The organism is Thiomicrorhabdus hydrogeniphila (assembly GCF_054656895.1).
The window spans coordinates 403050-424508 of record NZ_BAAHXL010000001.1; the positions used below are offsets into that span (position 1 = coordinate 403050).

Below are 21459 nucleotides of genomic sequence, written 5' to 3' on the forward strand. Positions count from 1 at the left end.
AATGCTTATCGTCCGTAAACATCTTCTATTCGTACAATATCATCTTCGCCAGTGTATTCGCCTACTTGCACTTCTACCATGACTAAATCGATTTTGCCTTCGTTTTCTAAACGGTGGGTTTGGCCCATTTTTATGTAGGTTGATTCATTGGGTCTAACTAAACAACGATTATCGTCAACCGTAACGGTTGCGGTACCAGAAACTACTATCCAATGTTCATTACGGTGAAAATGTTTTTGTAACGATAAACGTCCACCAGGTTTCACAATAATGCGTTTTACTTTATAGCCTTCGGTGTTTACTAAGACTTCATAAGAACCCCAAGGACGAAAAGCTAGGCGATGAATTTCCGTTAATTCTGGATCTTTCTTTTTGATTTGAGCAACAACGGCTTTTACCTTTTGTGAACTGCCTTTTTTAGAAATTAAAATCGCATCAGAAGTATCCACCACTAAGAGATCTTCCACATCTACTAAAGCAATTTGGCGTTCACTAGCCACAATTAAATTATTGGTAGAATCAACACAAATCGGTTCAGGTGAATCATCTAAACGTGATACAACAGAATTTTGCAGGCCTGGTTGTTTTACTTCATCATATAACGCATCAAAACTTCCCAGGTCAGACCAACCCATATCACAAGGCACCACTTTTACCTTTTGTGATTGTTCCATTACCGCATAATCAATACTGTCTTCTGGTATGGCGTTCATGGCATCCATATCAATGCGGATTTCACGTTCTAAGATTACCCGATCAGGTCGGGTAATGACGTTGGTGGTGCTAGTAGTATTGTCTTTTACGTCATTCTCGTGCTTGACACGGGAATCTAAAGCATTTTCACAGGCCTGGTACATCTCTGGTGCATATTGTTTAAGCTCGTCCAAAAACACGCCCGCTTTAAAACAAAACATGCCAGAATTCCAATAATAGTTACCTTGGTCAATATAAGATTGAGCAGTATCAGCATCGGGTTTTTCTTTAAACGATAAAACATCATGACCATTGGCTTCAATATAACCAAAGCCCACTTCTGGGTAAGTCGGTTTAATACCAAAGGTCACTAAATGACCTTGTTCCGCTAAGGCTTTAGCCTCTGCAATTGCGGCTTCATAAGCGGCTTGATCTTTTACTAAATGGTCAGAAGTGGTGACTAACACTAAATCGTCAGAATCCAACGCCATACACGCCAACGCAATCGCAGGGGCGGTATTACGGCCAACGGGTTCTAATAAAAATTGTGAACGACTAAAATCACTCGTCATCCTCGGGCTTGACCCGGGGATCTCAATCTCTGATATTTGGTCTAACTGATCAACCGCCAAAAAATACTGCTCATTATTAGACACCACAAATGCATGAGAACATACAGGCTGGTTTCTTAACACCGTATCTTGAAACAAAGAGCGATTATTAAATAAACGCACAAATTGCTTAGGCAACATAGTACGGCTCAAAGGCCAAAGGCGTGTTCCAGAACCGCCGCATAAAATAATGTTAATCATGGGTTTTCATCCACTTGTTTAATTCGGGTAAAAATATTTTACTGTATTGATGAACGTCATTGTTCACGTTTAATGAATCGATTGCAATCCATTGATAATGATTGTGTTGCTCTTTGGGTAAGTTAAGTTGTTTACTTGAAAGTTTAAGAACATGTGTGGCATTAATGTAGTGTGTTGATATTTCAGAGCTAAAGAAGCTATCATCGTAAAAATGGTCATACAAACCGAGTAACCAGGCCTGGTGTTTTTCTACTTCAAAACCTAATTCTGCTTTTGAAATACGTTTAAAAGCATTTTCTAACGATTCATTTTTGTAAACTCTACCACCTGGCACAAACCAACTGCCTTTTGCAGGAGAATTTAATCGTTTGCCGACTAGAATTTGATTTTTATCATTTATTACGACTAAATCAATGGCAAACAGCGGTGCGTTTTGTACCACTTGTTTAAAGTCTATTTCAGAAAGCATTTAATAACTTGAAAGTCGCTGTAAGTCATTCTCAGGATCACGACGATTGTCCAGTACGGCTATGATTAAAACTTGTTCCCCTCTTACCTGGTAGTAAATGGAAAATGGAAAAGTTCTTGCAACCATACGAAAATTTTTTTGGATTTTAAGGTGAGTACCAGCAAAAAAACGTAAGCGTTCAATATCCAACATTAAGCTATCAGTGCAGTACTGACCTAAAGCAGGATCTGTCTGCGAGTAGAAGGACTTGGCTTTTTTCAAATCTTCTTGTGCAGAAGGTGCAAAGCGAATAGTGAAAGTCATGACTTCAGTGTTTCATGAACTTCTTCAAAACTCAGCCATTTTTCAGGTTCATTAAGCTCGTGAGCGCGAGCTTCTAATTCATCTAAATGCCAAGCAGGAGATTTAAAGTCAGGTTGATTTTTACCTAAAGCCCCCATCACAGCTTCCATTAGCTCAATTTGACCACTTAAAGACAGTTTATCTATTTTTTGCGTATCGATTAACATCAAAAACTCCTTTTTTCTGACATATTTATTATCATTCTAAATGAAAGTTTAATTCTTCAAGATTAAGTTTATTCTAACTAGGGTTTTGGCTTTAAACCAATCCATTCTTTCGGTTTCGTCTGCAATCTTGGCATTCTGAACGAAGTGAAGAATTTTTCATCCTCTATAGTCATTTTGATGTGCTAAAAACCATTCATAAGTAACTGTTAAACCTGCTTCTAAACTGGTGTTTGCCTTCCAACCTAAACGTTCTAAACGAGATACATCCATTAACTTTCTTGGCGCACCATCTGGTTTGGTGGTATCCCACTCTATTTTACCTTGATAACCTACCATTTTTGCCACCGTTTCCGTTAACTCTCTAATGGTGCAATCCACACCTGTTCCCACGTTAATGTGAGACAGCATAGGCTGAGTTTCTTTTTGATAGGTTGCATTATCTAAATTCATCACAAAGATAGAGGCTTGTGCCATATCATCTACATGTAAAAACTCACGCATGGGCTTACCTGAACCCCAAGCCATGACCACAGGGTCATTGTTTATTTTCGCTTCATGAAAACGTCTTAATAACGCTGGAATCACATGTGAATTTTCTGGGTGAAAGTTATCATTTTCACCATACAGATTGGTTGGCATGACACTGCGGTAATCACGGCCGTATTGACGATTATAGCTTTCGCATAGTTTTATACCGGCAATCTTCGCAATCGCGTAAGGTTCATTCGTACATTCCAACAGGCCTGTTAAAAGTGCATCTTCTTTCATTGGCTGGGGAGCCAGCTTAGGATAAATACACGAAGACCCTAAAAACAGCAGCTGTTGTACATTGTTTAGATGTGCTGCATTCACAATATTGGCTTCCATCATTAGATTTTCATAAATGAATTCCGCAGGGTATTCATTGTTAGCGTGAATACCACCCACTTTAGCCGCCGCTAAATAGACTTGATCAATGTCATTTTCAGCAAAAAAGTTGTTTACCGCTTGTTGATTGGTTAAATCCAATTCAGAACGGGTAGCGGTAATAATAGTGTTGTTTGCATCTTGTTCTAATTGACGAACAATCGCAGAACCAACCATTCCTCTATGGCCTGCTACAAAAATGTTTTTCATGTTTTAAACTCTACCTTAAAAGATTATAGGGTTAAGACCGTTAATGGCTAAAACTGCAAGAGATTACCCGATCAAGTCGGGTAATGACGTGTGCTATCGGGTAATGATCTATGGTCTCAGATAATAACCTGTGGTCGCGGGTAATAACGTATTCTTTTTTATTAACCTCGTTCCAATAACTACTGTCATCCTCATGCCAACAACTACCGTCATCCTCGGGCTTGACCCGGGGATCTCCAGCACTTTTACCAGGCCTGGTAAATTATGAGATTACCCGATCAAGTCGGGTAATGACGTGTGCTATCGGGTAATAACGGCTTTTAGGTTTACTCAAAAAGCTTCGTGTCTTCGCGCCTTAGTGGTAAAAATCTTTGTAGTAAAAGTTACTCCACAGACACTGGAACATCATGCCCGTGTTCTTTTAGTAAAGCATGGCGTTGTGCGATTTTTAAATCTTCCGCAACCATTTCGGCACACATTTCTTGTACGGTAATTTCTGGTGTCCAACCTAGTTTGGCTTTGGCTTTTGATGGATCACCTAATAAGGTTTCTACTTCAGCAGGGCGGAAGTATCTTGGGTCGATTTGTACAATCACATCACCCACTTTTAACGCTGGGGCTTTATCGCCATTAATCGCTACAATCGTACCTTTTTCATTAAGACCTTCGCCAGTAAACTCTAGCGTAATACCCAGTTCTTCTGCAGACCAAGATATAAATTGGCGTACAGAGTATTGCACACCCGTTGCAATCACAAAGTCATCTGCGACATCTTGTTGCAACATCATCCATTGCATACGTACGTAGTCTTTGGCATGACCCCAGTCACGTAAGGCATCAATATTACCCATGTATAAACATTGTTCTAAACCTTGGGCGATATTGGCTAAACCACGGGTGATTTTACGGGTTACAAAGGTTTCACCACGGCGAGGAGATTCATGGTTAAACAAAATACCGTTACAGGCATACATACCATAAGATTCACGATAGTTCACAACAATCCAATATGCATACATTTTTGCAACCGCATACGGTGATCTAGGGTAAAAAGGGGTGGTTTCTTTTTGTGGAATCTCTTGTACTTCACCATACAGTTCAGAAGTAGAGGCCTGGTAAAATTTTGTTTTCTTTTCTAACCCTAACAAACGAATCGCTTCTAATAAACGTAAAGTTCCCATACCATCCACATCGGCGGTATATTCAGGCGATTCAAATGAAACCGCTACGTGAGACTGTGCACCTAAGTTATACACTTCATCCGGTTGCACTTCTTGCAAAATACGCGTTAGGTTAGAAGAATCGGTTAAATCACCGTAATGCAGAATAAAGTTTTTATTATCGACATGTGGATCTTGGTAGATATGGTCAACACGTTGCGTATTAAATGAAGAGGCTCGGCGCTTAATACCGTGAACTTCATAGCCTTTTTCTAATAAAAACTCGGCTAAATAAGAACCATCTTGGCCGGTGACACCTGTTATTAGGGCTTTTTTCTTCATGTTGATCTTCTCGCTAAAAGGGTTTTAAATTGGTTTTTCTAATTCGTTTTTTAATTCGGATTCAAAATTACGCATAATTGCGCTATATTCTAAGCTATTTTCTGCATAGGCTCTAGCTTTACGTCCTAGTTCTGCACGCATATTTGAGTCATTTGCTAGGGTTTTAATGGCTGCAGTAAACGCTTCGCTATCTGCTGGTTCAACGACTATGCCTTTACCTTCAATAACACAAGCTACTTGAGTACCTTGCTGAGCGGTGGCCACAACGGGGCGACCAGACGATAAAATGCCCGTAAGCTTAGATGGCATAACCAAATCAGCCGCACCTGCTTGTTGAGGTAATAGGTGAATATCGGCTAGGTTTAAAAACTGATTAAGGCGTTCAAAAGGCTGTAAAGGTAACCAAAGAATATTATCTAAACCTTTTGCTAAAGTTTGCAATCGTTCTAAAGCTGCACCCGAGCCACACATGATAAATTGAATATTGTCTTCCGCTAGATTTTTAGCCGCTTCAATCACAATCTCCAAACCTTGTTTTTCACCCATATTGCCAGAATATAAAACCACAGGCTGATCAAGCGGAATGTTTAACTCAGCACGATATTCAGAAACGGTGTCCAAAGGGTGAATAAAAGAAGTATCTACCCAGTTTGGAAAAAACAATTGTTTCTCTTTAGCAATCCCTTTTTGGTTAAGCTTGTCTAACATGGCTTCAGAGATTGTCGAAACCCTATCAAAGCGGCGCATTAAAAAACGTTCAAAACCATAAATAAAACGTTTTAACCAATTGGCTTTCACAATACCTAATTCAAAAGCCGCATCCACTTCAAAATCTTGAATATGTAAGATAGATTTAGCACCCGATAACTTGCTCGTTAAAATAGCACCAAAACTATTAAACAAGGGTGGTTCAACACAAATCACCACATCAGCTCGCCAAAAAATATGACGTAAAACCACAGGTAAACTGGTTAACGCAAAAGAAGCCAAATGAACCAAACGCTTTAAACCAGAAGGCTTAGCAGGCACCCAAATAGGGCAACGGTAAACCGTGAGGTTTTCAGCAGTCTGTTTTTGATATTTCCATGCAGAATAACCCTCACTTACTTTCCATTCAGGATAATACGGTGGAGTACAAATCACCCGAACATCATGCCCATTTTTAGATAACCACTGGGCCATTTCCCCTGAGTATTTTCCTATACCCGTAAGCTCTGGAGAGTAGTTAGTGGAGATTAAAAGGATTTTCATTGTTTATATTCATCCAGCTTATAACCAGTAAACTGCTCTAAAATTTGAATTTTTTCATTACTAGACGTGATTTTACTCAGCTCTCTTTCAACTTCTAAGCACTTTAAATCTACTAAAGCTCTGTACCAAAAGCCTTGCATAAAATGGTAAGCAAAACCTCTTGTACCATCTAAAAAGCCTAATTGAATAAAATAACGAAAATTAAAGTAGATAAATGGGCGAACAAAGTAGGGCAGTTTCATATAAATTGACTGCTTTAAAAAGCGCTTTAATCGAATAGCCAGGCCTGTTCCTTCAGAAATAGAATCATCAGAACTAAAACCATGTTTTTTGAGCATAATATCAAGCATTTCACGCGTAGCGTATTTGTTGTGCTTGTCAATAAACCAAGAAACGGAGTTTAAATTATTGTCTTCAAAACCACCTTTTAAAAAGGTTGATGTACCTTCATCCAAAACAATATGTTCGTCCATCCAACGTTGTTCAACGTGGGCTTTTCCATTTCTAAATAAACGCAACATAGCCAATGGATATCGACCGCCAAACCTAACCCATTTGCCTAAAAAGATGTGCTTACGGTGAAAAATAGCCCCATTATTGCCAAAACCATCACTATTAATAAAAGTATTAATGTTTTGTACTAATTTTTCATCAATGGTTTCATCTGCATCTAAGCGTAAAACCCATTCGGTATTGACATCACAATTATCCATTGCCCATTGAAACTGTTGGGCTTGGCTAATAAATGGATTTTGAAAAACTTCGGCACCTAAGTTTTCTGCAAGCTTACAGGTAGAATCAGTAGAAAACGAATCTACAACAATAACTCGAGCATTCAAATTTGAACAGGCGTTAATGCTTCGTTCAATGTGTAACGATTCATTAAATGTAAGAATTATTACGCTTATATTGGTTGAGGAAATCTCCATTATGATTTCATCACTCTATTAGGTAGTTTTCTAATAAGTCTTTGTAATCTATTTAGCGCGAGTTTAAAAAAATTGTTACGTATTTCCGTTTGTCTTAGTTTTTTAGAAAGTGCGCCTATCTTATTTTCATAAATTGAAAAATCATTTTTATCTAAAGCGTCTAAAAAGTATTCTCTTGATAGAGTAGTAAGTTCACTCCTCATATCATAGATTTTCTTTCGAGATTTAGTGACTAGGTAAGCACCTGGAGCTACCCTTTTTTGGGGTACCCAATTTCCTTTGTCTTTCTCCCTGCTCAGCCTGTAAGAAAGACCTTCTTTTCGTTGTCTGTACCCCCCTGATTGTGAAGCCATTGCTTCTTCAGAAGTGATTTGATCTAGAAAAACTCTATGGTCAGTTTGACCCTTTAATAACGTTTCTAGAATTTGTTTATTTCTGACCACTAAAAGGTTAGTACCTCTGTCATCAGCTTCATATTTTGGTAACCAAGCATCTCCAATAGTGAGATCAGCAGTTTCACCTATTACGTCATCGCAAAACTCACAGGCAGGTAACATTAAGGCTCCAGCATTGAATTTGCCACCAGCTACTTCAGCGGCATTTTTTTGAATAATTTCACCTGTTTTAGGTTCTGCTCTGAATACATATGCTCGAGCTGGAATACCATAATCTTTTGTTCTGTACTGAATTGCTTTAGATGAGCCTGGTGCAATACCTGCTCCCCAGCTTAAAGACAGACTCCAATTAATGCTCTTATAATGCCCGCAAACGAGGGAGATTGTATAAGGTATTTTTTCTTTTAGAGACGGGTTAAATTTTTGAAGTCTTCTAAGGCTTTTAATCATGCAAGGGACGCCAATTAATAAAAAACGTCCATCTATTCCATCAATTTCCTTTAAGACTTCGCTCATCTCCATTACGTGGTATTTTGTTTTTGAAGACTCTTTAATTTCTTCTTCGCTGAAACTCAAACCATATTTATAAAATGGGTCAGTCGGTTTACTATGATCGACCTGTTTAGCATGAATAACGCCGTCTATTAGATTAGATCTTAAAAGTTCGGCTGCTACCCAGGTTGTCATTCCCCCGGATGTCCCTTTATTTCTAATATCCTCTTCAAGAGAGTAACCTGCAAAGCAATCCATGTAATAACCAAAGCTAGGCTCATACTTACAATCATTAGAAAATAAATTTTCAGCTAAAATATTTTCATTTAGTTCAGGTTTAAGAGAAGGACAAACATCATTTGCAAGTTCTAAAGAGGTATTCAGAGTTTGTTTATTTGGAATGTATTCCCCATATTGGTTTATTGTCATATTTGAACTAGATACATAAGCGCAAGCTCCACAACCAACACAGCAATTGTTTTCAACAACAGTTTTTATAGAATCAATTGAACTATTCATTTTTCCCATCCAAGGCAGTTATTTCTCTCTTCTTGATTTTTTTAGCGGCATTACCAACATAAACAGACCAAGATTCTGTTGTTTTTACCAGTACAGACCTTGCACCAATAACAGTGCCTTCTTTAACAGTCACACCAGGTGAAATATAAACTTCTGAACAAATCCAAGCATAGTTTTCAATAACAATCGGAGCTGTTATTAGAGGCAGTCGCAGTGAAGTAATTTCATGTGAGCCAGTGCATAAGTATGCTCTTTGACTCACGGTAACTCTATCGCCAATAGATATACTATCCATACAGTAACAGTCAACTGAATCACCTATTACTGAATATTCACCCATTGTTAAATTCCAAGGAACCCATATTTTAGCGGTTGGTAAAACGCGACATCCTTTTTTTATTTTCGAACCGAATAATCGCAATAAAAATATTCGCCACCTATTAAAGCCAACACGTGGTGTAGGTCGAAATAGTAAAAAATAGCACAGTTCCCAAATTAACCTCTTAGCCTTAAGTGATTTCGGCATAGTATCTATGTAGCTTCGGCCTTCAAATTTCTTCATTTATTTGTTCCAAATTAAATAACAGAAATGCTTCACCAGTTGACCTTAAGGTTTGTACCTTTTGATTCACTAAATCCCAATCAATGTCGATCTTTATCAACTCAGCGACTGATTTAGTTGAATACTCAGTAATAATTCTAGATTCCAATCCTAACTGCGTTAAAAGGTTTAAAACTCTTTCATTATATTTAGCTCTTCCGCCACCAATACCAACCACTACGAAAGGTTTATTTAATAAAATACTTAAAGCCGTACCATGAAATGAATTCGTCACAACAAACTTAGATTTGTTTAAAAGGTATAACCATTGTTTTGGTGAAGGGTAGATGGTTTCGCCAATTTCAGTCCAACGTCGATGTGGGTTATGTGGTGAATAAATTGGCAACTGATAAAAGTCACTGACATGCTGAGCTACTTTGTCCACTGTTTTTTTACTTCTCAAGTAATAGCAGAATACAAAATCTTCCGATTTAGTTTTATAAGGCTCAAATAGCTGCGAGTAATCAGAAAGTAACAAGGTCGGATCTGGAACTAGAGATGACGTTTTGCCAGTAAGTTTTTCAACAAGTTCGACGCCAGATTTTTCTCTTACTGAAATGGCATCTAGTTTGTTAATTAATGCTGAAATTTCATCATGAAAATATTTGGGTATTTCTGAGCGCCCAAAACTTGCAGCATAGGATATTTTTTTTGGTGAACTATGTGTCTTAAAATCTAAAAAATAAACTGGATCGACTCCAAAGTGATCTGAAGGGTTCCAAATTTGGTCACTGCCACATATCAAAAGGTCTAATTCAAAGTTGCAAGCCTCTAACTCTTCTTTGGATTTAAAAGCCGTTCTTTTAACACTTAATACGTTTTCATGAAATTTATCAAATCCCTGTTTAACATTCTTATTACCAAATAACTTTTCACGTAATTCAATCGTTTTTAGAAAAACTACCTTTAACGTTGATTTGGAAAACAGGGTTTTAAATGAAATTTTCCCACCTGATTCCAAGTGTTCAGGTTGATAATTAATAAATTCAGCTTCATGCCCTTGCTCTTGTAGCCATTTTCTTAAGGCATACGCTTGAAATAGAGCGCCATAATTTTTACTGAAGTGAAAAGTTAATATGCCGATTTTCATTTTGTATCTTCCTGAATTAAGCCAATTAGATTTTTAGTGGCTTGAGCAATATCAAACTTTTGTTCAAAACAAATAACGGTATTTTTTTGCATAGTTTGTTTTTGTTCATCAGAAAGGTTTAGCCAGGCCTGGATAAGTTCTTTAGTGCCTTCTAAAGTATCTGTTTTTACCAGGCCTGTATGCATTTCTTGAATTTCACGCCAAATATTGACTTTATCGGAGATTAAAACAGGAGTGCCTACCGCTAAGGCTTCGGCTACCACAATTCCAAAGTTTTCTTGATGCGAGGGTAAGATAAAAAAATCAGCAGAACTAAAAGCACCCCATTTTACGTTACCCGTAATCATTCCTAGCCATTGAAAACGTTTAGCAATATTCAGTTTTTCAGCTAGGTTCTGTAAAGTTTTGATGTATGCATCATCACCTGTGCCTGCAATGGCAATCATAAATTCATTAGGTAGTTCATCATCAAGTTCTGCAATGGCTTTAATTAATAAATCAATTCCCTTTTTAGGATGAATTCTACTCAGAAATAGGCCGAACTTTTTATTAATGAATTGTGGGTATACCTCTAGAAATGCATTTGTTAATACCTCTTTTTTTTCTGAAGGTGTTTTAATTCCTAAGCTAACAATGCTAGATTTCGCTTTAAATAATGGGAATGATTTTTGTGCGAGTATCTTTTCTTCTTCACAGGTATAAATTACAGACCTTGCTAATTGAAGAACGTTACGCTCTATTAAAAACCAAAAAGGTAGTTTTTTTAGGTATTTCAAATGATCCTGGTTGAAATAAGGGTCTAACATGCCGTGAGAATAAACAAAGTAGGGTACGTTTTTCATGCGACAAATGTAGCCACCCCAAACATGAAACATCCATAATCCATCAATAATGACAGCATCATATTTTTTGACATTTTGATTTAACCAAGTTAAATATTTGAAGTGGAATGCGTAAGCTGTTTTGCCTTTTCCTAATGCAAATGTCTTAAAATGTTTTTCATTTATAATCCAATCTGAAGTAGGTTCATCAAAACAAACGACATCAATTGTTATATCTGCAGGGTAGGATGTAACCGCCGACAATCGAACCGCTTCAGCAACTCCTCCCTGTTTAGGGTCTAGGGATGGAACAATTCTAAGTATTTTCATTTTCGTTTAAAACCTCTTGAATTATTGCATCAAAGCGTTCTGGTAAAGAAGGATTGGTGAGCTTGGTGTAAGTTTTGAAAGTATTGTGCTGCATGTTTGATAATTGAGTTGGATTGTTTACTAATTTTGAAATAGCTTCCTGTAAGGATTTAAGAGAATTACGTTTAAAATAAATACCATTAAAATTATTAACAACATAGCTAGGTTCTGGACCCATATGTGAATGCATTTCTGAATGGATAATAGGGGGCAAGCTTAACGATTGGTAGTGTAAAACACTGAGGCCTGCATCACCTGGATAACAGCTCGCAAAGCAGTTTAGGGAAATATTTGAAACTTCTTTTGTATCGTAAATTTCGCCTAGAAAATGAATGAAAGGGTATTCTTTGTATTCAGACTTGTAGGTTTCAAGTGAGGTGCCGCCGCCCACAATATAAAGTTCTATTGATTGTTTATTAAAAGAGGTGTCATCATTTACGTTAATAACGGCATTAATTAATAGTTCAATATTTGCGCCGTTCCTTAACCGACCAACAAATAAAATACCATTTGCATTAGTGTTTTTGTGGTGGACGGGATATTGATTAACGATTGAATTGTCAGCGACTCGTGTTTTCTTATAAATAGGAAGGCTTGATAATGAATCCTTAGATAGTTCTGTATAAGCGATATATCTGTCAGATAAAAGGTTAAATAAAAAATAAACCACTTTATTAAAAAAACTAATGGTTTTTTTTCTGTAAAGACCTTGTCCGTGTAAAAGTACTTTTACACCGCAAAGCTTCGCAATAAATATGGTTAACCATGTGCTTAGGTACCTGGGATTTGCGGTAATAAATAGAAGTTGCGGCTTTTCTTTTAAAATTTTCGATACTAAGCCAATTTGCCAAAATAAAGCGTTACTTAATACCGACTTCTGTTTAAGAATTACAGTTTTGATATTGTCAGGTAAATCAAGTTCACCATAGTCTTTAGATTCAGATGCAATTAAACAAACATCGTATTTTTCGGCCAAAACCTTAAAGACAGGCAGACGGTATTTTGTTAGATAGGGTTGAACTATTGTAAGTTTATTTCTTGTTGTCATTTAAGTAGCCAGCCCTTTTGTAAAAACTTACGAATTAAATAAAATGAAAGGATTTGGAAAAATACTAAGCCGATTACAGCGGCAAAAGGGCCTCTAATTATTATGGGGACAGAGCTTAGTATAATTAACACTAATATTGAGTTATATTCTTTATCAAATTGACTTTTAGCATGGAGAACTTTAAGGATCCAGCCTGTTGCAATAGCAGCTAGTAAAACACCAAAATACCAAAAATCCATATATAGTTCACCTGCATAAAACATTGATAGATTAGGTGTGCCTGCATATCCCTCATAAAATAGTTCATCACCGAGATCTAAGGCAATTAGTGTAGGTTTTCCTTCCCAAATGGCACGTGGTACAAAAAAGAAAATCATACCAATTAAGCTTTCTCCGTATCTGAATCCTATATCAGCGAGCCGATGAATTAGATAAATTAGCATGTCATACGTATCAATATAAGGTAGTTTCCACATATTAGAAAACAGACTATTTATGTCGATTGTTGATGCTCTTTCCAATCCAAACCGTGTACTAAGGCTTAATATGGGAAATATAAAAATTATTACAAAAAACGCTGAAAGATACGATTTAGTAACAGAAAGATTGTCTTTCATGAGCAAGAAAAATATTGGTACCCATGTGGCTAGCAGGAAAAATCTTGGGGTGTTAAGAGGGTTAGATATTATTAAAAGCAATCCTGTTAATATTAATATAATAGGAAAAATTTGTACTTTAAGTTTTAAACCTAATGTTAAATATATATAAAAAAAATAGAAGTATACGACTGTTAATAAGCCAAAGAGTGCAAAAGCACCCTGAGAGATATTATCTTTTATTTTTTCACTTCTTGGGAGGAGTACATTTGAAAATCCACCAGCCATTTTTATGTAAATTACATATGTTAGGATAAAGCCGAACAATAAAATCATTAGTTTTTGTACGGGTAATATGGTGGCTGTTGTACTACGTGGTTGGTTTGTATTGGCAAGTTTTCTCGTCATGAAGTACACAATGAAATAAAACAAGCTCAGAATCAATGTAGCGGTAATGAAATCAGATTGATTAAAGTTATAGCCTGCTGTTGGGCCATCTATAAATTTGTAGACATTTAAGTTAACCATCTGAAGCGGGCGTATAACAAACATTAAATAGGATACAAACCAAAATATATCTAATAGATGAAAGCGTTGACTTTTTATACTCGCTACACCAAGTATTACAGCCATAAAAACAGGCAAAGTGTAAGCAAAGAGCTCTAAATCTGAAGCAATCACTACATTCGTAATGTAATATAAGGTATACAAATAAACTCTAAAATTATGCATATTAAGTTAGGTTTCTTATTGATTTAAAATGTTTGGTTTCATAAAAGGCTAACGATTTTTAGTTGTATCTTAAATATCAGTTTTGTCTTGCCAAGTAAATTGAACAATAAACCACTCATGGCCTGTGCAATAACTGTACTGATTGCGGCACCCAAAGCCCCATATTTAGGGATTAATATTAAATTTAATATTAAATTTACGACTAAACCTGTAACACTCCTCCACAAGACTAAATCTTGCCTATTAGCGGTTACCAGCATTTTTGTAGAAATGGTGCCTAAATAAACAAAAGGGATTGCCCACATTGCTACGGTTAAAACTTGGGCTGATTGTGCAAAAGCTTTATCGTAAAGTATGTTTATTATGTAGGGTGATATAAAACTGGTAATGAAAGCTAGTATGATTGCACCCCATACAATTAATCGACCAATTCTGACAATTTCATTTTCATAGGCCGTTTCACCATGGTTCTTTTTGAGCATTAAAAACTTTGGATAAAATACAGCAATAACAGTTAAACCCACAAAATACCAGGCTTCACTTAGCCTTGTTGCTGCCACATAAATACCAACTTCAGTTGGTGAAACCATTAAACCTAACATGATTTGATCCATTTTCATGTAAAGCAAAACAATGGCACCACTTATAATTAAAGGCTTGGCTTCATTAAGTAATTTTAGAGCTCTTTGTTTAGAGATTATTTTCAGTTGTTTTTTGTTTTTTTGTTGATTAAAGAAATATAGGTAAACAAAGCCTGTTACCGCTAGTTCAATTGAATATGCTAATCCAAGCCATATCAAATCGCCGCCTAAATATAAAATAAAGGCCCTGAAAGCAAAACCAAACAGATGTCCTGTTATTAGCCCTATTGCAGATAAAGTGCTTTTGCCTTGTGCTTGAAAAAGCCACTCAAACAAGTTAATAGGTAAAAAAATGTGGTAAAGAGAAATAATGAATAGCAGTAATCTATATTCTTCATCTATAAGCCAGTAGCCAGCAGTATTTACTAGCACAATACTAAGTAATGCCGCGATTAAACGCATACTAAATGCATGCATTAAATAGGAGTGTTGTTTACTTGTGAATTCTACAAATCTTTTTACAAGAAGTGTGTCTAGGCCAAGATTGTTTAAAAAAACAAAAATTGATGCAATGGCAAAGCAGTACATTAGTATGCCAAGTTTTTCAGGCCCTAAATAGTGAGCTAATAAAACTAGCATGCCTAGTTGAGTTGCCATTTTGACAACTTTTTCACTAAGCATTGCTATTGCACCAATCTTGAAACTATTCATCTAGTATTGATTTTTTAAAGACATAATTTACACTCTAAGTTTTTACCAGGCCTGGTAATTTAGGGTTATGAGATTTAATCATTCCCAAACAAATCACGAGTATAGACTTTATCCGCTACATCTAATAAATCATCAATCATGCGGTTGGCAATAATGACGTTGCTTTGTTGTTTAAATTCATTGAAGTCACTGATGACTTTAGAGTGAAAGAATTCGGTTTTGCCTTCTTCGGTTAAAACGGGTTCGTAAATAACAACTTCAATCCCTTTGGCTTTAATGCGTTTCATAATGCCTTGAATAGCGCTGGCTCTAAAGTTGTCTGAACCTTGTTTCATTACTAGGCGGTAGATTCCCACTATGCCATTGCCTGTGGTTGGATTTTGAATATCAAAGCTAGGATCGTTCTGAAGTTTTTTAATAACTTGTTCTGCTACAAAATCTTTACGGGTGGTGTTTGAATCGACGATGGCTCTAATAATATTATTAGGTACATCTTGATAATTGGCTAACAGTTGTTTGGTGTCTTTTGGTAGGCAGTAACCTCCGTAACCAAAACTGGGGTTGTTGTAGTGATTACCAATACGCGGATCTAATCCTACGCCTTCGATGACTTGTTTGGCACTTAAACCATGACTTTCACAATAGGTGTCTAGTTCATTAAAGTATGAGACACGCATGGCTAGGTAAGTATTAGAGAAAAGTTTAACGGCCTCAGCTTCTGTGCTGTTAGTAAACAGAACGGGAATATCGGCGGCGGGTTTATTTGCACCTTCAACTAACAAGTCTGCGAACATTTTGGCTTGATCAGATTCTTCGCCCACAATAATGCGTGATGGATAAAGATTATCGTAAAGGGCTTTACCTTCTCTTAAGAATTCTGGTGAGAAGAAGAGTTTAATGTTTAATGATGGGTTTTGACTTTTTAATTGTTTTTTTAAGTCATCGGTATAGCCAACAGGAATGGTGGATTTTATGACCATAACGGCATTTGGGTTTATGGCTAATACATCGGCAATAACGGCTTCTACTGAGCGAGTATTAAACGTATTGGTAACGGTGTCGTAATCGGTTGGCGTGGCTATTATCACAAAGTCGGCATTTTGGTAGGCCTGGTCTTTGTCTAATGTGGCGGTTAGGCCAGCTTGAGATGCTGAATTGCCATTGTTTAATTTGCCCGCCGTTTTAAACTCAGCAAGATGTTTTTCGATTTCATCATCCTGAATGGGAGAGATACCTTGTTTAAGTAGGTCTATTTTCTCGGGCACGATATCGAGTGCAACCACTTCATGATGTTTGGCTAATAGAACAGCTAAAGATAAGCCTACATATCCGGTTCCAGCGACTGCGATTTTCATGTTAATTCCCTACGTTTTTTTTTGCGTTTATTTTACCAGTAAATAGCATTGGGTAAATAAAAATGCGTAATTAAATGGATTTAAATTAATGTGTTAATGCGGTGTTGTGTAGCCTTTTTTGTAAGGCGTTTACTCTTTGCATAAGTTATATGTGTTTTGTTTTGTGGCTTTAGCATAAACACAGGTAAGCGCAAGTAGGTTGTTGGCTTGTAAAATGGGTTTAAGTGTTAGCGCATTTGTTTGGCTTGATGTGGCTTGTTGGGTGATTATTTTAAGCATATCACTTTGGGTTTTGTTATTTAGATTTTGCCAGGCCTGTATGCCAAGTTGAATAAATAACGGGGTAATTTCTGGATTGTGATTTGATGTGAGTTTTATTTGGTTGTAGGCGTGATAAAACTCGTTATCATATTGGTTAAGTTCAATTTTTATACTTAATAGGTTTAACCAGGCCTTTGGCCATAACGGAGTTATTGTGGTTTGTTTGCGATACGCTTGTAATGCTTGTAAGCGGTTTTGTTGAGCGTTACTGTCTGCAATGGGTTGGTCGTACGTTTTCCATTGATAAACTTTGCCGGCTAGTTCTTGTAAAAATCCATTGTTAACGGGATAACTGTTAATGGCTTTTTGACTGGCTTGGTTGGCATTTAACCAGGCTTGATCACTGGGTTTAAATGTAACCTCTTGCGATGTATTTATTTTGTTTTGCCAGTCGTTTAAAAATAGGTTGGTTTGTAATGAATAAAGACTAGACAGAAACATTTGCACACTGAGATAAATTACCAGGCCTGCTATTAATAGTAGGCTTGCCGCTTTGATCTTATTACTTATGTGAGTTTGGCTGTTATTCATTTTTAGTCACTGGTCTATGTTTGTTGGTTGTTTAGATCCCTGGGTCAAGCCCGAGGATGACGATGGATGGTTTGTGATTACTCATCACGTCATTACCCGACTTGATCGGGTAATCTCGTCAATTACGTCATTATCCTGCTTGACTGGATAATCTATGTTTTGCCGTTTGAGATCCCCGGGTCAAGCCCGAGGATGACGGTGTTGGTTAAGTTCGAGGATGACGGTGGCACCAAATTCGTCATTATCGGACTTGATCCGATAATCTTTCCCGTTACGTTATTATTCAGCCCAACACGTCATTACCCGACTTGATCGGGTAATATCTTCAATTACGTCATTATCCAGCTTGACAGGATAATCTATGTTTTGCCGTTTGAGATCCCCGGGTCAAGCCCGGGGATGACGGTTGCACTAAATTCGTCATTATCGGACTTGATCGGGTAATCTCTGCTTTTTAAAATATGTTTTTAGTCATTTCCATTGGGTTGTCTATTACCAGTTGTTTTGCTTTGACTTCACCTATTAATTCTATTGCTGCTTGTAAGCTATTTGTTAAATGAGGTGGTCTGTATTTAAGGTTGTGTGCATCTGTTGCCATAATGGTAATTTTGTTTTCTTTTAGTAATTGCTCTGCTATGCGTTTACTGCTTTGGCCAAAGTTTCCTGTTAAAGCACCTGCGGTAAGCTGTGTTAAACAACCTTGATCTAGAAAGGGTTTAAGTTTATTGGGATTGTCTATTATGGCTTGATTACGCTCGGGGTGCGCAATAATGGGTAGTATGTCTTGTGAAATTAACCATTTGGTTAAATTATCACTTCCAACAGGAATGGTTGTGGCGGGCAGCTCTAGTAGCAGAACTTTTTTGCCATTCCATTCGCCTAAAAAGGGTAGGGTGTTGAGTTTTGCGGCTTGAATGATTTCTGGCCCAATTCTGACTTCTGCTGCTGCCGCTACTTTTAAATTTAGGTTTTCTTGCGAGAGTGCTGTTTTAAATTTATTTAATGCTTTATTAATGATGTATAGGTTGTTGTCAAACCGCCCTGAATGAATATGCGGTGTGCATACCATGTGGGTAATCCCTTCTTCTATGGCTATTTTTGCCAACTCAATTGAGGTATTGATGTCGGGTGCACCGTCATCAATACCAGGGAGAAGATGGTTGTGTAAGTCATACACGTTAGTTGCTCTCAGTGCTTTTCATTAACCTTTTTTACCATTGCTGTAACCGTAGTAGTCATAGTATCCACTGTAAGAGTAGCCTTGTTTTTGGGCTTTTTTAATGTCTACTTGGTTTAATACAATGCCTTTTATTGGTGCATTATTTTGGAGTAATTGCCCCACGCCTTTTGCTACATTGTCTCTTACCGTTGAATCTGATTTAACCACGTAGATGAGTGAATCTGCAAAGGTAGAGAGTACTTGAGCATCACTTACGGCATGTACTGGAGGTGAGTCTATGACTATACGATCGTAAACAGTCATTAGTTCTTCTAAAATGGATTTAAATTTTTCTGTTAATAGAAGTTCTAGCGGGTTTGGTGGAACGATTCCTGCCACCATTAGATCGACACCATCGACTTGTTGAATGCATGATTCTAACTCGGATGTACCAGCAATAAGATTTGCCAGGCCTGGTGTGCCTACCGGTAATTGAAAAGTTTTGGCCATAGTTGGGCGACGCATGTCGGCTTCAATTAGTAGTACTTTTTCCATTTCACCCAGTGAGATGGATAAGTTAGTTGAAACGGTTGTTTTACCTTCGCCAGGTATAGAGGAGGTAACCACTAAGACTTTATGTGGGTTATCTATACTGGATAACATGATGGATGTGCGAATAGTTTTAACTGACTCGGTAAAGGGGCGGTTTTCATTGCCTATGTATAGTTCGGCAACTCCTCTTCTGTCTTTGGCTTTAACCAATGGCAAAATACCTAATACGGGTAGATTGAGTTTGGCTTCAATTTCATCAGCCGATTTAAAGGTATTGTTTAACGCATTAGACAGTAGGGTTAAAAATACCGCAAATAGACCAGCTAAGAATCCAGCAATAATAATGATTAAGGCTTTTTTAGGTTTAATGGGTGCATTAGGCACAACTGCTGGGTCAACAATTCTTGCATTGGTGGTATCTAAGTCAGAAGTGGCGGTCGTTTCTTTAAGACGAGTCATAAAGGTGTCAAAGATAGCACGGTTTGAATCTACTTCACGTTGTAATTCACGCAGTTTAAATTCATTTTTAGAAATGTCTTTGATTTGTTCTTTGTTTGCTTTTACTGAATTATTTAGAGAGTATTCATTTGCGCTCGCAATTTGATATTGACTTTGAATACCTGCGACAATTTGTAAAACTTGAGATTTTAAGCTAGCCTGAGAGGCTTTTAGGTCACTAAGTGCACTTTGCATTGCTGGGTGACGTTTACCATAACGTTTAGAAAGTTCGTCGACTTTGGCTTGTGCTTTGGCTTCTTCAGTTTTAAAGGTTTGAATTAAAGGGTTGCTTAACACGGCTGGTAAAGAGGCTAGTTTTTTCCAATCATCTTTTCGGATGCCTTTTACTTGACGGTATTGGCTCTCGGCTTCGGCACGTTTGGTTCTTGCATCAACCAAACGTTCATTGATAGCAGAAAGTTCATTTGCCGATACGGTAACAATTCCGTCAACATCAATCAGGCCTTCTTTATCTTTAAATGCTTGAAGTTTATTTTCTGCTGCTTGAAGGGTCTTTTTGAGATCAGATAAACGTGAATTCATCCATTTAGAAGCGTTAACGGTGGCTTCCATAGATGCATCAAGTTGGCTGTTTATAAACGTTTCACCAATCATGTTTGCTGCTTTTGCAGCCATTTTTGCATCCGCCATATCAACATTTATAACGACTAATTGGCTTTTTTTGATCGGGGAGATACTGATTCTATCCCTAAAGGCTTTTACAACGTTGTCTAGAATTTCTGCTTTTGTTGGAGGTGTTGGGTTATCAAAGCTTTCGGGTACCAGGCCTGGTAATGTTTTGCTTAACTGCAGGCTACGAATAAAGGCTTTAATGTCTATTAGTGGTGGCTCTTGTTGAGCTGGATCAAACTCTTTATGGTGTGTTAAGTCTAATAATTTAACGACTTTTTCAGCTAAAGCACGTGATTTTAATAGTTCAAACTGGGTTTGTAGATATTCACTGCTTGAATCAAGACCGTAAATCTGTTCAAACGAAACAACTTTTGATTGCTGTTGCTCTATTTGCATGGTTGTAGATGCGCGATAGGTTGGGATAATGCTCATAACCACTAAAGTCGTTAATAGCATAACGATAAAGACTAGACCAAGTATGCTCCACTTTTTACGCCATACGGTTTTAAAAAGCGGTAATAAGTCAATGACATCGCTATTTTCTTGTGTTGGAGCGGATAGGGAGTTTGTTGCAATGCTTTTATTTTGTTGTGATGGCAATGTGTTTTCCATTAAAAGAAACCTTGATCAATTGTAACGGTGTCCCCTGGCATGATTAAATCTTCCATATTGACAGTTTTTGGTATTTTTCGTGGGTCGGTCTCACGAATAATGGACATTCTTCGTTCAGATGCACGCTCGGTTAAGCCTCCCGCTAGAGCTATTGCTCTACGAACGGTTAAGCCTGGCTGAAAAGGGTAGCCGTCTGGGTTTTTGACTTCGCCACTGATATAAAATTGGCGATATTTAAGAATACTAACAGTGACTTTTGGATTGATTAGATAGTCGCCAGATAAGGCCGTTGTAATCTTTTTTTGAAGTTCTGGTGCAGTTAAGCCTTGAGCTTTAATTTCACCTATAAAAGGGTAGGAGAAGCTACCCGTTTCATTCAGTTTAATTTCATCGATGCTTAAGTCAGGTTCTGCAAATACGGTAATGGAGATAACATCTCCAGATGAAAGTTCATATTTGGCATTACTACTCGTGGTGCTACCGCTTGCATAGGTGTTTAATGAAATGAGGATGAATAAACTGATTAATAGACGGGCATAAAACTTCATGCAGTCACAACTCC

At 37.3% G+C, this 21459-nt stretch carries 20 protein-coding genes; all 20 read right to left on the reverse strand.

What is annotated here, in order from left to right:
• Positions 1-5: 5 nt before the first annotated feature.
• Positions 6-1505: a mannose-1-phosphate guanylyltransferase/mannose-6-phosphate isomerase gene (locus ACYQ0E_RS01645; protein WP_460186516.1), complete on the reverse strand. Its 1500-nt coding sequence runs from the start codon at positions 1503-1505 to the stop codon at positions 6-8.
• Positions 1498-1974, reverse strand: coding sequence for a GDP-mannose mannosyl hydrolase (locus ACYQ0E_RS01650; protein ID WP_460186517.1), 477 nt, complete (start codon positions 1972-1974; stop codon positions 1498-1500). Before ACYQ0E_RS01650 ends, ACYQ0E_RS01645 begins: the two co-directional genes overlap by 8 nt.
• Positions 1975-2277: a type II toxin-antitoxin system RelE/ParE family toxin gene (locus ACYQ0E_RS01655; protein WP_460186518.1), complete on the reverse strand. Its 303-nt coding sequence runs from the start codon at positions 2275-2277 to the stop codon at positions 1975-1977.
• On the reverse strand, positions 2274-2483 hold the full coding sequence (locus ACYQ0E_RS01660) for an addiction module protein (RefSeq protein ID WP_460186519.1): 210 nt from the start codon (positions 2481-2483) through the stop codon (positions 2274-2276). The genes ACYQ0E_RS01655 and ACYQ0E_RS01660 overlap by 4 nt, the downstream gene beginning before the upstream one ends.
• 156 nt (positions 2484-2639) lie before the next feature.
• Positions 2640-3599 (reverse strand): GDP-L-fucose synthase, encoded by a 960-nt coding sequence (gene fcl / locus ACYQ0E_RS01665; RefSeq protein ID WP_460186520.1) that lies wholly within the window; start codon positions 3597-3599, stop codon positions 2640-2642.
• Positions 3600-3982: 383 nt separating this feature from the next.
• Entirely contained in the window at positions 3983-5101 is a 1119-nt protein-coding gene (gene gmd, locus ACYQ0E_RS01670; RefSeq protein WP_460186521.1) for a GDP-mannose 4,6-dehydratase, read from the reverse strand.
• A gap of 24 nt (positions 5102-5125) precedes the next feature.
• Positions 5126-6352 carry a glycosyltransferase WbuB gene (locus tag ACYQ0E_RS01675; protein WP_460186522.1) on the reverse strand — a complete coding sequence of 409 codons (1227 nt, stop codon included), beginning with the start codon at positions 6350-6352 and terminating at the stop codon, positions 5126-5128.
• Positions 6349-7281, reverse strand: a complete 933-nt coding sequence (locus ACYQ0E_RS01680) for a glycosyltransferase family 2 protein (protein ID WP_460186523.1) — start codon at positions 7279-7281, stop codon at positions 6349-6351. Before ACYQ0E_RS01680 ends, ACYQ0E_RS01675 begins: the two co-directional genes overlap by 4 nt.
• The gene (locus ACYQ0E_RS01685) at positions 7281-8687 is read right to left on the reverse strand and encodes a Coenzyme F420 hydrogenase/dehydrogenase, beta subunit C-terminal domain (protein WP_460186524.1); all 1407 of its coding nucleotides are present in this window, start codon (positions 8685-8687) and stop codon (positions 7281-7283) included. Before ACYQ0E_RS01685 ends, ACYQ0E_RS01680 begins: the two co-directional genes overlap by 1 nt.
• Positions 8680-9249, reverse strand: coding sequence for an LbetaH domain-containing protein (locus ACYQ0E_RS01690; RefSeq protein ID WP_460186525.1), 570 nt, complete (start codon positions 9247-9249; stop codon positions 8680-8682). Before ACYQ0E_RS01690 ends, ACYQ0E_RS01685 begins: the two co-directional genes overlap by 8 nt.
• The gene (locus ACYQ0E_RS01695; protein WP_460186526.1) at positions 9236-10378 is read right to left on the reverse strand and encodes a polysaccharide pyruvyl transferase family protein; all 1143 of its coding nucleotides are present in this window, start codon (positions 10376-10378) and stop codon (positions 9236-9238) included. Before ACYQ0E_RS01695 ends, ACYQ0E_RS01690 begins: the two co-directional genes overlap by 14 nt.
• Positions 10375-11529: a glycosyltransferase gene (locus ACYQ0E_RS01700; RefSeq protein WP_460186527.1), complete on the reverse strand. Its 1155-nt coding sequence runs from the start codon at positions 11527-11529 to the stop codon at positions 10375-10377. Before ACYQ0E_RS01700 ends, ACYQ0E_RS01695 begins: the two co-directional genes overlap by 4 nt.
• On the reverse strand, positions 11516-12616 hold the full coding sequence (locus ACYQ0E_RS01705; protein WP_460186528.1) for a glycosyltransferase: 1101 nt from the start codon (positions 12614-12616) through the stop codon (positions 11516-11518). The genes ACYQ0E_RS01700 and ACYQ0E_RS01705 overlap by 14 nt, the downstream gene beginning before the upstream one ends.
• The gene (locus tag ACYQ0E_RS01710; protein WP_460186529.1) at positions 12613-13893 is read right to left on the reverse strand and encodes an oligosaccharide repeat unit polymerase; all 1281 of its coding nucleotides are present in this window, start codon (positions 13891-13893) and stop codon (positions 12613-12615) included. The genes ACYQ0E_RS01705 and ACYQ0E_RS01710 overlap by 4 nt, the downstream gene beginning before the upstream one ends.
• 89 nt (positions 13894-13982) lie before the next feature.
• Entirely contained in the window at positions 13983-15206 is a 1224-nt protein-coding gene (locus ACYQ0E_RS01715; protein WP_460186530.1) for a flippase, read from the reverse strand.
• 104 nt (positions 15207-15310) lie between these two features.
• Positions 15311-16591, reverse strand: a complete 1281-nt coding sequence (locus tag ACYQ0E_RS01720) for a nucleotide sugar dehydrogenase (protein WP_460186531.1) — start codon at positions 16589-16591, stop codon at positions 15311-15313.
• Between the two features lie 129 nt (positions 16592-16720).
• Positions 16721-17443, reverse strand: coding sequence for a hypothetical protein (locus tag ACYQ0E_RS01725; RefSeq protein WP_460186532.1), 723 nt, complete (start codon positions 17441-17443; stop codon positions 16721-16723).
• A 454-nt stretch (positions 17444-17897) separates the two neighbouring features.
• Positions 17898-18620 carry a tyrosine-protein phosphatase gene (locus ACYQ0E_RS01730; protein WP_460186533.1) on the reverse strand — a complete coding sequence of 241 codons (723 nt, stop codon included), beginning with the start codon at positions 18618-18620 and terminating at the stop codon, positions 17898-17900.
• A 24-nt stretch (positions 18621-18644) separates the two neighbouring features.
• A complete protein-coding gene (locus ACYQ0E_RS01735; RefSeq protein ID WP_460186534.1) occupies positions 18645-20897 on the reverse strand; it encodes a GumC family protein in 2253 nt (750 codons plus the stop codon).
• Positions 20897-21445 carry a polysaccharide biosynthesis/export family protein gene (locus ACYQ0E_RS01740; protein ID WP_460186535.1) on the reverse strand — a complete coding sequence of 183 codons (549 nt, stop codon included), beginning with the start codon at positions 21443-21445 and terminating at the stop codon, positions 20897-20899. Before ACYQ0E_RS01740 ends, ACYQ0E_RS01735 begins: the two co-directional genes overlap by 1 nt.
• Positions 21446-21459: the final 14 nt, after the last annotated feature.

Bases quoted from the DNA above. Each gene is read 5' to 3' on its own strand.
- ACYQ0E_RS01740 (WP_460186535.1), bottom strand. From the start codon at position 21,445: ATGAAGTTTTATGCCCGTCTATTAATCAGTTTATTCATCCTCATTTCA.
- ACYQ0E_RS01725 (WP_460186532.1), bottom strand. From the start codon at position 17,443: ATGAATAACAGCCAAACTCACATAAGTAATAAGATCAAAGCGGCAAGC.
- ACYQ0E_RS01655 (WP_460186518.1), bottom strand. From the start codon at position 2,277: ATGACTTTCACTATTCGCTTTGCACCTTCTGCACAAGAAGATTTGAAA.
- ACYQ0E_RS01695 (WP_460186526.1), bottom strand. From the start codon at position 10,378: ATGAAAATCGGCATATTAACTTTTCACTTCAGTAAAAATTATGGCGCT.
- ACYQ0E_RS01645 (WP_460186516.1), bottom strand. From the start codon at position 1,505: ATGATTAACATTATTTTATGCGGCGGTTCTGGAACACGCCTTTGGCCT.
- ACYQ0E_RS01650 (WP_460186517.1), bottom strand. From the start codon at position 1,974: ATGCTTTCTGAAATAGACTTTAAACAAGTGGTACAAAACGCACCGCTG.
- gmd (WP_460186521.1), bottom strand. From the start codon at position 5,101: ATGAAGAAAAAAGCCCTAATAACAGGTGTCACCGGCCAAGATGGTTCT.
- ACYQ0E_RS01700 (WP_460186527.1), bottom strand. From the start codon at position 11,529: ATGAAAATACTTAGAATTGTTCCATCCCTAGACCCTAAACAGGGAGGA.
- ACYQ0E_RS01685 (WP_460186524.1), bottom strand. From the start codon at position 8,687: ATGAATAGTTCAATTGATTCTATAAAAACTGTTGTTGAAAACAATTGC.
- ACYQ0E_RS01675 (WP_460186522.1), bottom strand. From the start codon at position 6,352: ATGAAAATCCTTTTAATCTCCACTAACTACTCTCCAGAGCTTACGGGT.
- ACYQ0E_RS01690 (WP_460186525.1), bottom strand. From the start codon at position 9,249: ATGAAGAAATTTGAAGGCCGAAGCTACATAGATACTATGCCGAAATCA.
- ACYQ0E_RS01705 (WP_460186528.1), bottom strand. From the start codon at position 12,616: ATGACAACAAGAAATAAACTTACAATAGTTCAACCCTATCTAACAAAA.
- ACYQ0E_RS01660 (WP_460186519.1), bottom strand. From the start codon at position 2,483: ATGTTAATCGATACGCAAAAAATAGATAAACTGTCTTTAAGTGGTCAA.
- fcl (WP_460186520.1), bottom strand. From the start codon at position 3,599: ATGAAAAACATTTTTGTAGCAGGCCATAGAGGAATGGTTGGTTCTGCG.
- ACYQ0E_RS01680 (WP_460186523.1), bottom strand. From the start codon at position 7,281: ATGGAGATTTCCTCAACCAATATAAGCGTAATAATTCTTACATTTAAT.
- ACYQ0E_RS01715 (WP_460186530.1), bottom strand. From the start codon at position 15,206: ATGCTTAGTGAAAAAGTTGTCAAAATGGCAACTCAACTAGGCATGCTA.
- ACYQ0E_RS01735 (WP_460186534.1), bottom strand. From the start codon at position 20,897: ATGGAAAACACATTGCCATCACAACAAAATAAAAGCATTGCAACAAAC.
- ACYQ0E_RS01720 (WP_460186531.1), bottom strand. From the start codon at position 16,591: ATGAAAATCGCAGTCGCTGGAACCGGATATGTAGGCTTATCTTTAGCT.